General features: G+C 38.1%; 16 protein-coding genes and 1 riboswitch. Of the genes, 9 read left to right on the top strand and 7 right to left on the bottom strand.

Annotated elements, in window-relative coordinates; all coding sequences use genetic code 11:
- Positions 1–64 precede the first annotated feature (64 nt).
- Positions 65–1,420: an amino acid permease gene (locus ACWATA_RS22820; RefSeq protein WP_098112285.1), complete on the top strand. Its 1,356-nt coding sequence runs from the start codon at positions 65–67 to the stop codon at positions 1,418–1,420.
- Between the two features lie 127 nt (positions 1,421–1,547).
- Positions 1,548–2,825, top strand: coding sequence for a DUF445 domain-containing protein (locus ACWATA_RS22815; RefSeq protein WP_033580705.1), 1,278 nt, complete (start codon positions 1,548–1,550; stop codon positions 2,823–2,825).
- Between the two features lie 35 nt (positions 2,826–2,860).
- Here the strand turns inward: ACWATA_RS22815 and ACWATA_RS22810 are convergent, their stop codons facing one another.
- From ACWATA_RS22810 to ACWATA_RS22785, 6 genes are all read right to left on the bottom strand, one after another.
- The gene (locus ACWATA_RS22810) at positions 2,861–3,400 is read right to left on the bottom strand and encodes a PepSY domain-containing protein (protein ID WP_165635432.1); all 540 of its coding nucleotides are present in this window, start codon (positions 3,398–3,400) and stop codon (positions 2,861–2,863) included.
- A 133-nt stretch (positions 3,401–3,533) separates the two neighbouring features.
- Entirely contained in the window at positions 3,534–4,109 is a 576-nt protein-coding gene (locus tag ACWATA_RS22805) for a PepSY domain-containing protein (protein ID WP_028412500.1), read from the bottom strand.
- Positions 4,110–4,181: 72 nt separating this feature from the next.
- Entirely contained in the window at positions 4,182–5,528 is a 1,347-nt protein-coding gene (locus ACWATA_RS22800; RefSeq protein ID WP_335707347.1) for a HAMP domain-containing sensor histidine kinase, read from the bottom strand.
- 3 nt (positions 5,529–5,531) lie between these two features.
- Complete coding sequence (locus tag ACWATA_RS22795) at positions 5,532–6,224, bottom strand: response regulator transcription factor (RefSeq protein WP_033580709.1); 693 nt, start codon at positions 6,222–6,224, stop codon at positions 5,532–5,534.
- 80 nt (positions 6,225–6,304) lie between these two features.
- Positions 6,305–8,059, bottom strand: a complete 1,755-nt coding sequence (locus ACWATA_RS22790) for a sensor histidine kinase (protein WP_473050190.1) — start codon at positions 8,057–8,059, stop codon at positions 6,305–6,307.
- The gene (locus tag ACWATA_RS22785) at positions 8,056–8,781 is read right to left on the bottom strand and encodes a response regulator transcription factor (RefSeq protein ID WP_098112292.1); all 726 of its coding nucleotides are present in this window, start codon (positions 8,779–8,781) and stop codon (positions 8,056–8,058) included. Before ACWATA_RS22785 ends, ACWATA_RS22790 begins: the two co-directional genes overlap by 4 nt.
- A gap of 170 nt (positions 8,782–8,951) precedes the next feature.
- On the opposite strand from ACWATA_RS22785, the gene ACWATA_RS22780 reads away from it, so the two are divergent.
- The 7 genes from ACWATA_RS22780 (at position 8,952) to ACWATA_RS22750 (ending at position 15,745) form a co-directional block, all read left to right on the top strand.
- Positions 8,952–10,166, top strand: coding sequence for a DUF418 domain-containing protein (locus ACWATA_RS22780; RefSeq protein ID WP_165635429.1), 1,215 nt, complete (start codon positions 8,952–8,954; stop codon positions 10,164–10,166).
- A 36-nt stretch (positions 10,167–10,202) separates the two neighbouring features.
- Positions 10,203–10,886, top strand: a complete 684-nt coding sequence (locus ACWATA_RS22775; protein ID WP_028412494.1) for an ABC transporter permease — start codon at positions 10,203–10,205, stop codon at positions 10,884–10,886.
- A gap of 1 nt (position 10,887) precedes the next feature.
- The gene (locus ACWATA_RS22770) at positions 10,888–11,820 is read left to right on the top strand and encodes an ABC transporter ATP-binding protein (protein ID WP_028412493.1); all 933 of its coding nucleotides are present in this window, start codon (positions 10,888–10,890) and stop codon (positions 11,818–11,820) included.
- Between the two features lie 146 nt (positions 11,821–11,966).
- Entirely contained in the window at positions 11,967–12,560 is a 594-nt protein-coding gene (locus ACWATA_RS22765; RefSeq protein WP_165635428.1) for an undecaprenyl-diphosphatase, read from the top strand.
- A 151-nt stretch (positions 12,561–12,711) separates the two neighbouring features.
- Positions 12,712–13,131, top strand: a complete 420-nt coding sequence (locus ACWATA_RS22760) for an organic hydroperoxide resistance protein (RefSeq protein ID WP_028412491.1) — start codon at positions 12,712–12,714, stop codon at positions 13,129–13,131.
- 105 nt (positions 13,132–13,236) lie between these two features.
- Positions 13,237–13,419: riboswitch (cobalamin riboswitch) on the top strand.
- A 133-nt stretch (positions 13,420–13,552) separates the two neighbouring features.
- Entirely contained in the window at positions 13,553–14,350 is a 798-nt protein-coding gene (locus ACWATA_RS22755) for a HoxN/HupN/NixA family nickel/cobalt transporter (protein WP_328142045.1), read from the top strand.
- A 231-nt stretch (positions 14,351–14,581) separates the two neighbouring features.
- On the top strand, positions 14,582–15,745 hold the full coding sequence (locus ACWATA_RS22750; protein WP_328142047.1) for a M20 family metallopeptidase: 1,164 nt from the start codon (positions 14,582–14,584) through the stop codon (positions 15,743–15,745).
- Between the two features lie 67 nt (positions 15,746–15,812).
- Here the strand turns inward: ACWATA_RS22750 and ACWATA_RS22745 are convergent, their stop codons facing one another.
- Entirely contained in the window at positions 15,813–16,235 is a 423-nt protein-coding gene (locus tag ACWATA_RS22745; protein ID WP_028412488.1) for a DoxX family protein, read from the bottom strand.
- Positions 16,236–16,366: the final 131 nt, after the last annotated feature.

Genomic DNA, 16,366 nt, shown 5'->3' with positions numbered 1-16,366 from the left:
GGTTTTTGTGCAAGAAGTGATTTGGTTAAACTAACACGTAAAATGAACAGAAGGGACGGGCATTATGGGAAAACAAGATCAAAATTTAAAAAAAGGTCTGTTGCCTCGTCATGTGCAGCTCATTGCACTTGCCGGCATGATTGGGACAGGCATTTTTAAAGGTAGCGCTGACACGCTAGGTATTGCAGGACCAAGTGTTGTACTTGCGTATTTATTTGGCGGCCTTATCTTATTTATTGTAATGACAGCACTAGCGGAGATGGCAATTGTCTATCCGAATATGAACGTACAAAATTTAGTGCATAAGGCATTCGGTACGCAAACCTCTTTTATTGTAGGGTGGCTGTACTGGGTGAACTGGATTGTTGTGACGGTTGTTGAACTGCTTGCGGGAGGAAGCTTTTTGAAGTTTTGGTTCCCTTCTGTACCTCTTTGGCTCTTAAGCTTTCTCTGTGCAGTGCTGATTGTAGGGATGAATTTATTTCAAGTGAAGTATTACGGAGAAATTGAGTTTTGGTTTGCCGGTATTAAAGTAATTGCTCTTACTGCTTTTATCATTTTGGGAGCTTTCATTTTATTCGGTGTAATTCCAAGTGATGTGCAAAATCCTTGGGCAAATTATACGGCTCATGGAGGCTTTTTCCCTCACGGCATGAGCGGTGTGCTGAGCGCCTTTTTAATTGTGATGTTCTCTTACGGGGGAGCTGAACTAATTGGTGTGGCCGTAACGGAAACAAAAGATGTAAAAAACGTGTTACCGAAAGTAATTAAAGGCACAGTATGGCGAGTGATTGGCTTTTATATTTTGCCTATTTTAATTATTTGCGGCCTTATGCCCTGGAATTCTGTATCGGGGCAAGACAGTCCCTTTGTGCAAGTGTTTAGTATTACCGGTCTGCCAGGTGCGGCTCACATTATGAACTTCGTTTTATTGACGGCCGTTTTATCAGCAGCCAATTCAGGGATGTATGCAACTTCGCGTACGCTCTATGCTATGGCTCAAAGCGGAGAAGCATCAAAGCGCTTCTTGAAAGTTTCAAAAAATGGCATTCCGATTAACGGTTTGATGATTACGGCTGCTTGTATTTTAATAGGTTTGTTTTTAGCCTACAAGACGCCGGATAATGTAATTAGTTATTTAATGACTATTCCAGGTTTCACGATCATTCTCATTTGGGTGAGCATTTGTTTAGCTCAATTAAAGCTGCGTAAAGGGTATAAAGAAAAGCCGTTTTTTGCCTTAAAGTGGTTTCCTTATACAACGCTCTTTGCAACAGCAGCACTGCTTGTTATTTTTGTATCGTTTATGTTTAACAAAAACAATGTGATTGGATCAAGCGTATGTGCGGTTATCCTGGTCGTACTCCTCATTTTTTCATTTATTAATAAAAATCGAAAAGAAAAAAAGTTTGAAGTATAGCAAAAAGGCAATATACTAGAAAGACGAGGGTAAAAGCTTGTCTTTCTTTTTTTGCGAAAATTTCTGTATCACGTTACATATTTCTAGATGAAATGTTTAGTTAAATAAATAAAGGATGAGGACTACAATGGAATCAAATAATGTATTTACAACAAACCCAAAAAAGAAATCAAAGCACTTGGCCACGATTTCTTTGGCGATTATGGGAGTGGGCTTCGTTGCCACCATGCCTTTTGGTGATTCAATTTGGGGTCGGTTGCTTCAAGGTGGGTTCGAAGCTGGATTAGTCGGCGGCTTAGCGGATTGGTTTGCAGTTACGGCTCTTTTTCGTCACCCTTTAGGCATTCCTATTCCACACACTGCGCTGCTTCCTAAAAACAGGCAGCGTATTACAAGAGGGTTAGTCTCAACGCTTGAAAACGACTGGCTGTCAAAAGAAAGTATTCAAGAAAAAGTAAAAAGAATTGCGTTTACAAAGCGTTTGCTTCCGATTGTTCGAAAAGGTGTTCATTCGGAAACGATTCAACAAAAAGGAACAGCACTGCTTGTTGATGCGATTAATCGTGTGGATACAGAGAAAGTAGTTCCTATTATTGAAAAAGAGCTCAAGTCATCGCTTTCAGCAATAGAGTTAAAGCCTATTGTGCATTCGGTTGTTGGAGAAGTGGTTAGAAATCAGTATGATGAAAAAGCACTTGATGTTCTTTTAAATAAGGGAGAGGGCTGGATTAAAAAAGAAGAAACCCAGTATCAGCTCGGAAGTATTGCTAAAAATGCGCTTGATAATATTGAGCTTGACGGTATTTTACAATTTGCTCTCAAATCATTTCAAAGCATGATTAACGAAGAGAAGCTAGGGTCTATTTTGCAAAATCTACTGCTTTCTATTACAGGTCGTCTTCGTAATGAAGATGATGAATATCGCCTTGCTTTGGTAAATGGAATTAGAAAAGAGCTGCAAGGCTTGGAGCACAATGAAGAGCTTCTTGAGAAATTAGAAGCATGGAAACAAAAAACGATTAATGAATTAAATGTAACGAATAAATTAACAGAAATCGTCGATAAAATGAAAGCGAAAGTGACGGCATTTATTGAAAGCCCTGAATTTATGAAAAGCTACGCCGTTCCTTACGTAGAGAGCTGGCTGAATGCTCTTGAAGTGGATGCACAGCGTCAAGAAGCAATTGATACGGCTATTCAAAAGCAAATCATGAGTTTTGTAGACGAGAATCATTCAAAAATTGGGCAGCTTGTTCAAGAAAACTTAGATAAATTAGATGATGAAACGCTTGTGGATATGATGGAAAACAATGTCGGAAAAGATTTGCAGTGGATTCGAGTGAACGGAGCTCTATGTGGATTCTTGATTGGTATTGTGTTAACGGTTATTAAATTAGCGGTATAAAAAAAGCACGCCCCTTTTGGAGCGTGCTTTTTCTATTAATCATCTATTTCTACACTGATTACGTCACCGTTTTTGGCATCTACTGAAACAGTTGCTTCACGTTTATCGGCTGTGTCAATTTCAATTTCATATACTAAACGGCTGTTTTCTTGGTCTAGATCCGTTTCATTCACGGTTCCTTTAGCACTTTTTAAAGCTGTTTTTATGGCTTGATCTAATGAAACAGCAGGGGAAACGTTTTGAAGATTCTCTTCTTTCTCATCTTCATCGTCTTTTTGTTCTTCATCAAATTCAATGATTTTACCGCTGCTGCTGTCAATATCTACATCGTATTCTTTATTACCTTTTGTGATGTCTACTTCATATTGTTTAACGCCGTCATCTACGGCTAATTGGATATTTGTAATGTCACCGCCGTCTGTTTTTTGAAGAGCGATGTCTTTTGCCTTTGCTTCTTCAATCGTTGTGGTTTGCTTCTTGTCATTGCTTTTAGACTGATCCGTCATGGCATATGCACTTGCACCTAATCCACCGACTAATACTGCACTGGCTAAAACGGTTGTAATAACTTTCATATGTTACGGCCTCCTTAATTTGTTGTTAAGACTATATTAGCCGATGAACTTTAAAGGAAAAGAAGAAGAAGTTTAAAATTTTCTTAGAAATAAATAAAGGTGTATAAAAAAAGCACAGCTTTCCGCTGTACTTTTAGTCGTCGTCATTTTCATAGGTGATGGAATCTACATGCCCAGAGTAAGCGTTTATCATTACTTTAGCTTCTCTTGTTTTAGACTGATCAATTTCGACTTCGTAGAAGGTTTGGCCTTCTTCCTCTTCTATTTCAACTGAGGAAAACGTTCCTTTTACTTTTTGTAAAGCAATATCTCTTGCTTGTTCCATTGAAATGAGAGGCTCGTCGGATGTAGGAGAAACGGGTGGCTGCTCGCTCTTTTTTTGTTCTTTTTCTGTATCATTTTTAGTTTGAGTAGACGTTTGTTTCTCTACTTTTTGTTTGATTAATGACTGGACTTCTCCATTTTCTCCATTTACTGTGATGTGGTATGGAATATCACCTTTAAGCAAAGTAATTAGATAAATCGGTTCATCATCTTTTTGAGAAAAACTTGCATTTTCAATCGTGCCGCCATATTTCTGCTGAATCATACGGCTGATTTCAGACTCGGATAAAATGGTATCAGATCGATTCATTGCTTTTGCTATTCCATAAAAGCAAGCTGAACCAACAGCAAGAAAGATAAGTATAAAAAGCACCGTTTTCTTCATACATTCACCTCCAGTATTATGAAAAATAGTATAGCAGGCAATTCTTAAAAATCTCTAAGAAACGGTGAGAAATCAAAGAGGAAAGCAAACCGTTACGGATGTCCCTTTGCCTTCATCGCTGCTAATCTCAATACGTCCGCTATGGGCTTCTACAATCTTTCGAGCAATGGATAACCCAAGCCCTGAACCACCGGTTTCTCGATTTCTTGCTTTATCTACGCGAAAAAAGCGTTCGTACACGTTTGATAAGTCTTCTTTTGGGATACCAATTCCTTGATCTGTGACCGTAATCATAAAGCTTTCGCTTCTTGTTATGGTTACCTCTACCGCTTTTTCACTATATTTAATGGCATTATCTAAGAGGATGTACAGCAGCTGCTTTAAGCGTTTTTCATCCGCTGTTACGACGGGATGATCCGTTTTTATATTTAAATAAATGGTTCGTTCAAAAGCTTGTTCTAGATGCTTGATTGTTTGGTTACAGACGGCCGCCGCATCTACGTGGTCCATGTGAAGCTCCCACTGCGACTCATCTTTCGCAAGCACCAGCATTTGAGACGTAAGCTGTTTCATGCGTAAAGACTCAGAGTGAATGGCTTCGATGGCTTCTTCTAAAATATCTGGACGCTTCATCCCCCATCGTTTTAGCATATTGGCATAGCTTTCTACCACGGTCAGGGGTGTTTTTAATTCATGAGAAGCATCGGATACGAACTGCTCTTGCTTTTTATAGTTTTCCTCTAATAAATCCATCATATTATTGAAGGTGTTGGCCATTTGATCTAACTCATCTTTAGAAGAGGAAGAGAGAGCGATTTTTTTGAATGTGCGAGACACTTGAATTTCTTCCATAGTATGAATAAGAGATTTGATAGGCCGCAAAATGATTTTACTTAAAAGCCGTCCGGCAAATATGGTCGGAATTAATATAACAAGAGAGGCAATAAGCAAGATGAATTTTAACGTCTGTAAAGATTGTTCCACGTCTTCGAGTTGTTCCGTGACTTCTAAAGAAACGACTTCACCGTTCGTCCAAATGACCGGAGTATGCGAAATTGCGTATAGGTGGCCGTCGTCTTCTTTGATGGTTGTTTGTTCATTTGAATAATAAGAATAGGATAAGTCCTGAAGCTCTTTCGTTTGATCAGTAACCGATACAACTAAAGGACTCCCTGATTTAGGCAAAATACGAATCATTCCGTTAGGAGGCAAATAGGCACGAAGCAAATTGGCTTGTTTAACCGTCGAACTTGTTTGTTTTAGCCCATTTGTTACGTTGCTTGTTTCTGCTTGTAAACGTTCAATTGCATTGTCTTCCATGGTTTTCTTGAAAATGAAGTAAATCGAACTGTTTGCAATTACTAAGAGAATAAAAAGCAGGGCAGTTGATGTAAGGATAATCTTTGTTTGCAGTTTCATAAGCTACTCCTTAAGCATATAGCCAACGCCGCGCACCGTTTGAATATAAGGTGTTGAAAATGGTGCATCAATCTTTTTGCGCAAATAACGAATGTATACGTATACAATATTGGTGTCGCCGTAGTAATCAAATCCCCACACGTTTGTAAGAAGCTGTTCAAAGCTTAGCACTTGATTGTTGTTTTGAAGCATATAGACAAGTAAATCATATTCTTTAGGAGTCAGCTCAATAGCTTCATTTTCACGCGTGACTTCTCGCGTTTTTTCATTAACAACTAAAGTTCCTAGCTGCAGAGTATCTGCTTCTTTTTCAGCAGGAGATGCTGATGCAGGATGGCGAAGCCATACGCGGATACGTGCAAAAAGCTCCTCAATTTGAAAGGGCTTTGTAATGTAATCGTTCGCTCCTAAATCTAGTCCGCTTACCTTATCAGGAAGGGCGTCTCGAGCGGTTAATAAGATAACGGGCGTCTGATCATTGTTTGCTCGAATGCGACGAAGTACTTCAAGTCCGCTCAGTTCAGGAAGCATCACATCTAAAAGCAGCAAATCCCAATCGTGTTCTTGAAACTCTGCCAATCCTTCTGTGCCCGTATAAGCCATGCCGGTTTCATAGCCTTCATGTTCAAGCTCGAGCTGAATTAAACGAGCAATTTTGCGCTCATCTTCTACAATTAAAATTCTGCCTTTACTCAAAAAAATTCCCCCTTGTGTCTATGTATAGTTGCGTACATTATAGCATGGAGAGGATTGAGGTGTATAAAAGCAGCTGGAGGTTAGCCCGGCAGCTGATTGGTTGAAAGAGGAATATGCAAGGTAATGGCAGTGCCTTGGTTAGGAGTGGATTTCACTTCAATATGCCCTTTATGAAGTTCGCAAATGGCCTTTGCGATACTCATGCCGAGTCCAGCACCTTCTGTTTTTTCGGTTGTATTTGTGCCGCGGTAATAGCGGTCAAATAAATTTTTCTGCGTTTCTTCATCCATTCCAATTCCATCATCTTGAATTGTAATCAAGACGTGGTCACTTTTTAGAACGGTCAAAATTGTAATAGTGGTGTTCTCCGGATTATGTTTAATAGCATTAAAAATTAGGTTATCAACCATTCGTTCAAACCAGCGCGGGTCAGCTTGAATAAAAGGCTGAAGGTGAACGGGTACATAAGAGAATTGCACATTTTTAATGGTTCGATCGTTAACGAATTTTAAAACAATATGCTGAAGCAATTGATGAACGTCCACTTTTTTCGTTTCTAAGGCAACCACATTATTTTTAAGCTTAAAGGCCAGTGAAAAATCTTCTACAAGCCCCACCATATATTCACTTTTGTCACGCAGCGTTTGGCCAATTTCTTTTAGCTCTTCTTCGTTCCAATTGTAATAGCCGCTTTCAAGCATATGGCCATATCCTTGAATCGTCGAAAGGGGTGTTCGCAAATCATGTGATATTCCAGTCATCCATTCTTCACGAGTGATTTCTAGCTGCTTTCGTTCTTTTTCAGCTAAGCTAAGCTGCTCTGCCATCTCATAAAAGGCTGTAATTACTTCTGAATAGAGGCGATATTGAAAACGTACTTTTCCATTCTTCCGAAAGACGCGCTTCCGCTCTTTTTCTGTTAGCACTTCTGAATAGTTTCCGCTTCCCATACGTCCGAGCCAGCTGGTGAAGAGAAGTAAGGGGCCACCGTAGCGAAAAGCGTTCCAGATGGAGAAAGTGATAGTGGCTATAAGAACAGAAACCGCCACGATGATGGAGATCATCCAAGCTTTTCGAATAATAGATTCATCGGTTATACTGTGGTAATTATTAGGAGTGTAAAAAACCCAAGAAATTTTCTTCTTTGGATCATGGAATACAGTAGCTGTTGAATCATATTTATCTTGTTCAATTTTTCGGGAAATAATTTCTAAAGGATCGTAACGTGTTTTTTCTTTAGGCATTCTAATTGAAGCTAAGATATCACCTTTCTCATTTAAAATTTGAAGCGAAGCATCTTTTTCTTTTAACGCCTTTTTGATAAGAGGGATATCGCTTTTGGGAGGCACACTTTGTTTATTATACTTAGCATACAAAGCATATAGCTGGTCTTTTAAATCACTTTTATAGCCCAAAATATAATAAGTAGGTGTAGTCAAAAAGGTATCAAGTTCTGTTACGACATTATAGCCTTTAAATTTTTGGGTTTTATCCATTTCTAATAACTCTGAAAGACCGTAGTGCTTAGGTAAGTCTTTTGGGGAGTTAACTTCTCCAATTACTTTTCCTTGTTTGTTCAGTACTTGGTACCATAGTCCTTCTTGTTTAAGTTGTTTTGCTAAATCATCTGAAACGCTTGCTTTTCCACCTTCAACTGTTGTATCCCCGGTTAATACGCTAAGTGATCCAGAGGGCAAGTCTCTTTTGATATCTTGCTTTGAAAGGTAATAAGCTAGAAACATTAAAGCGCAAAAAAGAACGCAGCAAACACATGCAATAATTGCAATAAACTGAAACGAAAAATGAAAGGTCAACCTTCTTTTAATTGATTTCATAGTGCTTTTCCGTTCACTAATTTATATCCAAGTCCGCGCACTGTAACTAAATGTTTTGGATTGCTAGGATTATCTTCGATTCTTTCTCTAATTCTTCTAATATGAACGGTTACCGTATTATCGTCTACGAACTGGTTATATCCCCAAACGGCTTCAAGCAGCTGTGATTTAGAAAGAACCATGTTCATGTTTTTACAAAAATGAAGTAGTAGCAAAAATACTTGTGCGGGGCAAGCAACCGTTTGACCATCTACAATGAGCTCTCCAGCGGATTCATCTACGATAAAACGATCAAACTCATAGCGATTTGAAGGCTGTAATTCCATTTTTACAGGACTTCTTTCGATCAGCGTTTGTTTTCTGCGCAATCGTGCTTTAATTCGTGCCGCAATCTCTAAAGGATTAAATGGCTTGGTTACGTAGTCATCTCCGCCCATGGCGAAGCCCGTTAACACATCCAAGTCAGATACTTTGGCTGTTATGAACAGGATATAAGCGTTTGAGAGCTCACGAATTTTAGGACAAATATCAAATCCGCTTTTATCGGGAAGCATGACGTCCAACAAAATAATATCAATCGTTTTATTATGTAAAACATCTAGCGCTTCTTGAGCGGTGTGAGCTTTATAGATTTGGTTGAAGCCTTCTTTTTTTAATACTGTCTCCAACATTTTGACAATAGCAATTTCATCATCAACTAGCAATATAGATGCATCTTCCAATATAAATCACCTCTGTTTCATTTCATACGTATTCGATTTTAGCATAAGAACATTACGAAAAGATTAACAAAATTGGAAAATGTTAAAGAAAAGATAATCTCCTGTTTATTTTCTTGAAACCTTCATTTCATATACTAAATATATAGACACATAGTAAAGGAGTTAAAAGGATGAGTAATGATTTTAGGCGGGTTAAAGTAATTGATAGTATGAGAGGATTTAGCTTGCTGGGTATTTTACTAGCGAATATGCTAATTTTTCAATACGGTATTTATGGAAAGGATATGATTCATCTCTTTTCCCTATCACCAAGCGATTCAGCAGCCTATATTTTTTTAAAAGTTGCCGTAGAAGAAAGTTTTATGCCAATCTTTACTTTTTTATTTGGCTATTCAATGGTGAAGATGAAAGAAAGCTTAGAAAGAAGGGAGTTAGGAGTAAAAAGGCATTTCTTTCGCCGCTTTCTTCTGCTTCTAGGGTTTGGTCTACTGCATGGAGTACTTTTATGGGAAGGAGATATTCTTACGTTTTACGGAATGATGGGGATATTTTTATTAGTTTTCTTTTTAAACCGTAAAGCTAAAACGCTGTTGGTATGGGCATCAATTTTACTAGTTCTTACGGGAGCAGCCGGTTACGGTTCATTAAACGATAATATGTATCTTCTTAGTGATAAGCAAACGCTCACCACATACGTAAAAGATACGATTCATGTGTATGGAAGTGGAACTTATGAACAAATTAAAGACCACCGCAACAACGTTGATCCGATGAATATAGCAGGATATAAATTTGCTTTTGCCTTCTTGTTTACACCATTTATAATGGGTGCTTTGTTTTTGTTTGGTATGTATGCGGGGAAGAAAAATTGGTTTTACGACGCTTCAGCTAATCAAAAACAGTATGGCCGTTGGGCGGCCGTGTTGATTCCGCTTAGCTTGCTGTTAAAAGGAACTATGTACGTATGGCCAGATGCTAATTGGGCTGGTTCTACACATATGTTAGGTGGGAGTCTCTTATCTCTTGGTTATATTGCAGGCTTTGCTTGGCTATATGCGAAATACGAAAAGTCATTTTTGATGAAGGCTTTTGAAAGCGTAGGCAGGATATCGCTTAGTAATTATTTAATGCAAACGGTTATATGCACGACGATTTTTTATGGTTATGGATTAGGTTATTTCGGAAAGCTCGGAATGATTGCAGGGGTTTTTGTCTGCATAGGTATTTACGGAATTCAGCTTATCGGAAGTTATATGTACGTGCAAAAATTTCAAACTGGACCGGTGGAAAAGCTGCTGCGCATATGGACAAATTTTTCTTGGAACGGAAAGCCCAAAGAGAAAAAAGCTTTACCTGAGGGAATAAATCATCCTTTTGTTGGATGATAGCAGTCAAACTTATGTAAAAAGGAGATTTTAAAAATGTGGGCCATTAGTGTAAAAGAGTTTCAAAGCTTATTTAAAAGTGTTAAATCAATTATCGTTATTTTAATCGTATGCGGTGCTTCCTATGGAATAGCCCATCTAGTTAGTCAACTTGGAGGTCAACTGACGAGCGCACAGATTCGAGATGGAGCCAACGGGGGAATTTTGGTGATGCTTCTCGGATTCGGACCCTTGTTTATTTCAAGTCTTTCTCACAATGTTATTAATCAAGAAATTAAAACAAGAACAGCCAGGTTTTTAGTTACCAAAACATCAAGAGAGCGTATTGTACTAGGAAAATTCTTAGGAATTTGTTGTTTCTGGCTTGTTTGTATCTCTATTTCATTTCTACTGATTGGTTTTATTTCGCATCATTTTTCTTTTTATATATTTTTAGAGTGCCTGCTATTCACTACTTGTATCATTTCATCTGTTTTAATGCTTTCAGCTTTACTATCAAATCCAATTCATACTATGTTTTTATCAATTATTTTATCAATTGTTTTACCGGTACTGAGCGTATGGAGCATATTTTCATCAAAAGCGTACATTGCATGGTTTAAGTATGTGACACCTTACTACTATTTAAAGTTGGAGAAAGGGTATTTAACGGTTCTTCTTATTTTTGCAGCACTTTGTCTATGTACGGCACTTTGGAGTTTTAAAAGGAGAGAAGTATAATATGTATGCTATAGAAACAAGTAAATTAACTAAAAAGTATGGATCAAAAACAATTGTTAACAGTATTAATTTACAGGTACCACAAGGAGAAATTTACGGATTTTTAGGGAGAAACGGAGCAGGGAAGTCTACATTTATTAATATGCTTACTGGCGTTTCATTTCCTTCAGCGGGAGAATTTACGCTGCTGGGACAGAGTGATATTGATTTAGAGCTTCAGAAGAAAATAGGCGTGCTTCCTGACTATGCTACCTTTTATGATGAGATGACGGCACTCAATCATTTGCGCTATTTTTTAAAGATAAACGGACATCGTTTTTCTAAAGAACACTGTAGTAATGTACTGAAGAAAGTAGGATTAGAAGGACATGACCATCAGAAAGTTGGAAAGTTTTCATTTGGAATGAAAAAGAAGTTAGGAATTGCTCAAGCGATTGTAACAGACCCAGATCTTGTCTTTTTAGATGAACCAACTTCTGGAGTAGATATTGAATCTGCTCTCCACATTCATGAATTAATAAGAGAACTTCAAAATCAAGGCAAGACAATTTTTATGACGTCTCATAATTTAAATGAAGTTGAGAAGATTTGTACACGTGTAGCGATTATGAAAAATGGTGTTATTTTAGTAGAAGGGACAATGGAAGAACTGCGTTTTCAATACCAAGCGAAAAAAACGGTGATGATTAAACATGATCCTTACCCAAGCAGTCATAAAGCATATATTCAACAGTTTTTCCGTACGGTGAGTCCGGACGTGGAATACCATCACACGTACACAAAAGTGATGCTTCAAAAAGAGAGAAATATCCCTCTGATTATTCGCGAATTGATTCAATGCGGCATCGATATTTATCAAATTCACGTAGAAGAGCCTTCTTTAGAAGAAATCTTTTTGCAACAAAACATCGTGGATCATTCGCAGGTAAGTTAATGGGCAAAAATCTGTTGGCTTACCACTCAGCCTGACTAAGTCATTTATAAATACCAGTTAGGAAGCCTCTGACAAAAACATGTTCATTTTCCCAAGAAACTGATAAGATAGCTAATGACATTTAAAAATAAGAAAGGATTTCGATTATGTTATCAGCTATTAATTCAGTAGACTATACCATTTTCCATGCGGTGAATCAGTACGCCTCGCATGTGAAGTTTGTAGATTCGCTAATGGTATTCTTTGCAGATTATGCCCAGTATGTACTTATTGTTTTACTCGTCTTGTTTTTACTTATTAATAAAAACGGCAGCCGTGTTGTAGCATTTCAAGCTTTATGTGCTTGTGCCACAGGAGTCATTATCAATAAAGTGATTAGTTTATTTGCTTATCGAGATCGTCCGTTTATCTCTCACCACGTGAATCAGCTTATTGATCACGCCGCGAATTCTTCATTTCCAAGCGATCATGCTACATCTGCATTAGTTATCACTTTTACCATCTGGCTGCATTTCAAACGTTCAGGGCGCATGTGGGTTGTCATGGGTGCACTCATTGCATTTTCACGCGTATGGGTTGGCGTTCACTATCCATTCGATGTGTTAACAGGAGCCGCTTTAGGCTGCGTGCTGGCGCTGTTTATTCATTATGTTATTTTTAATACGAAACTGATGAGGGCTATTACCAACTTGTCTATTTTTCGAAAATCACCTTATGACGAACAGTCTCAATATTATTAAGAAAAAGTCGCATATACGCGGCTTTTTTTATTGGAAAATTTTTAATGTATTTAACACTTGTTTTTTAAAATTGAATTGTGTACAATTAAATTACAGAAACGATAAATAAAAAATTTTAATAAAATTACTAAAAAAGAGGAGAGATTTATACATGAAAGCTTTATATGAAACGACAGTCGTTAACACAGGTGGAAGAACAGGAGAAGTTCATTCTTTAGATAATATCTTTAATTTAGACGTTGCAACACCTCCAGCGCTTGGTGGAGAAGCAACAACAGCAACAAACCCAGAGCAGCTATTTGCAGCTGGATACAGTGCTTGTTTCAACAGCGCGTTAGAATTTATGTTGAAAAAACATAACGTAGAAATTAAAAGCAGTGAAGTAAAAGCTACGGTTCAGCTGCTTCCAGATAAAGCTGATCAAGGAGTGAAAATTGCTGTAGCGCTTGAAGCTCATATCGAAGGTTTAGATTTAGAAACAGCTAAAAAATATGTAGACCTAGCCCACTCATACTGCCCGTATTCAAAAGCAATCAGCGGCAACGTAGACGTAACGGTAGAAGTAGTTTAATTGCTTTAAAAAGCCCTGCTAAGCATGTAAAGCTCAGCAGGGCTTTTTTATTTGAATTTTCTCTATTCATTTGTAAGGAGTACTAGTATAATGAGGAAGAAAATGAATCATTCGCACAGTTTAGGTGCTCTTACATAGCGTAAGAGGTAACAGGGAATCGAGTGCAAATCTCGAGCGGTCCAGCCACTGTAAGCAGGGAGTTTTCTATCTTATCGTCACTCAAAACGGGGAAGGCGGTAGAAAATGATGATCTCAAGCCAGGAGACCTACCTATTCTGTACACTTGACTCTTCTAGGAAAGAGGCGGTGTATCAAGGTACGCAGTGAGCAATTACTGTTTATTTTCATATGCCGACACATCCTCAATTTCTATAGAATTGAGGCTTTTTTACGTTTTATTTTAAAAAAAGGAGTGTAGGAAATGGAAGGTTTATCAGTTTTTTTACTTGTCTTTTTATTAGGAATCAGGCACGGATTAGATGCAGATCACTTAGCTTTTATTGATGGCCAGACCCGATATAATTGGCGAATGGGCAGCCGTTTTGCTCCGTGGGTCGGAACGCTGTTTTCACTAGGTCATGGAGGAATGGTGGCCGTCACGGCCGGGGTGCTGGGCGTAGTGATGAAGAATTTTACGTTTCCAGCATATTTCGATCATTTTGCATCTTGGGTATCTATCATCTCTCTCTTTCTGATTGGGACATTAAACACATATCATTTGCTTCGAACTAAAAACAAAGAAGAAGAGTTTCAGGTGAGCGGGTTAAAAGGGAAGTTTATTCCGAAAATCGCAAAAGGAACAACGAATCCTTTTTTAATTATTCTTGTAGGAGCGCTGTTTGCCCTAGCGGCTGAAACGGTCAGTCAAACGGCCGTGTGGTCTCTAGCTGTAGGGAACGCAGGCAAATATACGCCGCTTTTATTAGGACTAGTATTTATGTTTGGTATGATGCTGACAGATACAATCGATTCACTGATTGTACATAAAATGGTGAATGAATCGAGTAAGTTTGGGCAATCTGCTTCCCGCTTGATGGGCTGGGTTATTGTTATCCTCGCATACGGGGTGTCCTTCTACTTAGCATTCACTGTCTTTAATCCATGGGCCGAAGTAAACTTTGAAATGGTTGGCGTTATTTTGTTTGTTTTTTTAGTGTCTATGTTTGTTTTTGTAAGTGTGAAGTCAAAAGGGAAAAATATCAAAATAAATGTCAATTAATAAAATGAAAGCTTTAATCTGTTGAAGATTGAAGCTTTTTTGTATAAATTTGTTGAAGTTTATGGCTATTTTCGGTCGGTTATGAATAAGTTAAAGTATTATCTGTATTTTAAGGATGGAAAATTGTCTGAAAACCATTATAATTAAGGATAATTTAAGGTCGTTATGTGAAACGTAGAACATACTCATACGTACGATAAATAAAAGCAATGAATGCACAAGCAGCAGGGGTTGTTTGGAGGAGGAATTGATTTGAGTCAGGTAATGGTAGAACAAAGCGTATTTAGTTATTTAAAAGAACATGAACAAGAGATGCTCGAAGATTTAGTTGGATTTGTGAAAAAAGAATCACCGTCCTACAGTAAAGAGTTAGTGGATCAGTGTGGAATGTATTTAACGCAGCTGTTTCAGAAGCGTTTAGGCGTAGGGTATGAAATCATAGAAGAAAAAGAAGTAGGAAACCACTTGAAATTTACGATTGGAGAAGGAGAGAAGCAGCTTTTAATTATCGGTCACTTTGACACGGTATGGGAAAAGGGAAGGCTGAGTCTAAGAACAGAAGGAAACAAGCTTTATGGTCCGGGAATTTTAGATATGAAAGGCGGCATTGTGCAATCAATATGGGCAATTAAAGCGATTCAAGAGCTCGGCTTAGAAATGGATAAAAAAATTGTGTTTTTCTGCAATTCAGATGAAGAGATTGGATCAATTTCCTCTAAAAAATATATAGAAGAAGAAGCACAAAGAAGTGAAGCAGTGCTAGTAGCAGAACCTGCGGTGGCGGGTTCAGGTGCGTTAAAAACGTCGCGCAAAGGAGCGGGGATTTTCACCGTAAAGGTGTGGGGACGAGCAGCCCACGCTGGTAATCACCACAAAGAAGGAATCAATGCTATTGAAGAGCTAGCGCGCCAAGTGATTTTTCTGCAGAGCTTAACCGATTATGAAAAAGGTACAACGGTGAACGTTGGGACATTTACCGGAGGCAGCGGTACGAATGTAGTGCCGGAATATGCAGAAGCGCACGTGGATTTACGTGTTTCTACAGAAGAAGAAGCAAAACGTATGACGGATATTATTTTGAATTTAACGCCCATTTTAAAAGGGATTAAGATTGAAGTAACAGGAGGCATGAACCGTCCTCCAATGGTTAAGTCTAAACAAACGGAAGAGTTATTTGAATGCGCTCAGTTGATTGCGGCCAAACTGGGTATGAAATTAGAAGAAGCAGCTGTTGGAGGCGGAAGTGATGGCAATTTTACAGCGGCTATTGGCATTCCCACGTTGGATGGATTAGGAGCATGCGGAAAAGGAATACATGCAGAATATGAACATATTCAAATTGATACGTTGTCCGAGCGTTCTTCTTTATTTGCGAATTTGCTGCTTCAAATATAAAAAAAGCCCGCCTCAAACGGCGGGACTAACCTGAAAGCTTATATTGGGAGAGTATAAGCTTTCTTTTTTATTTACTGCTTTCTTCTTGAAGAGAAAAAGCAGTTTCTTTCTTTTTAAATACCACTTTATCAAGAGCAAGGAACTGGCTTCCTGCAACAAATAAGTGAGCAGACATGGCAATTAAGGCAATATCAAACTCAAACCCGCCAACGAATCCGCTTTTAAGCTTGGCTGTAAAAATAGCGCCAAGCATAACTGCCACAAATAAAGCAGCTACGACTCTTGTTGCTAGACCAAGAATAATCAGAACCCCACCTACAAGTTCAATTGTTGCCACAATATATGCCATGAAACCAGGGATTCCTAAGCTATCGAAGAAGCCTACTGTATTTTCAATTCCCCCTTGCCATTTTTGAAAGCCGTGTACTAAAAATGTAAAACCTAATACTAAACGAATAATAAGCGACCCAATTTCGACGTTTTTATTCACTTTACTTCCTCCTTTAAGTGTATTTGAAAAACACTACATTATGTAGTGTAAAAGCCCGTAAAAAGAAATGTAGCAATTAAATAAAGTCTTTCTTATTTGGATAATTTTACAACATTATGAACATCACACTA

It is taken from the genome of Priestia sp. USM5 (genome assembly GCF_058323215.1).
This window is presented reverse-complemented; position numbering and strand designations above follow the sequence as displayed.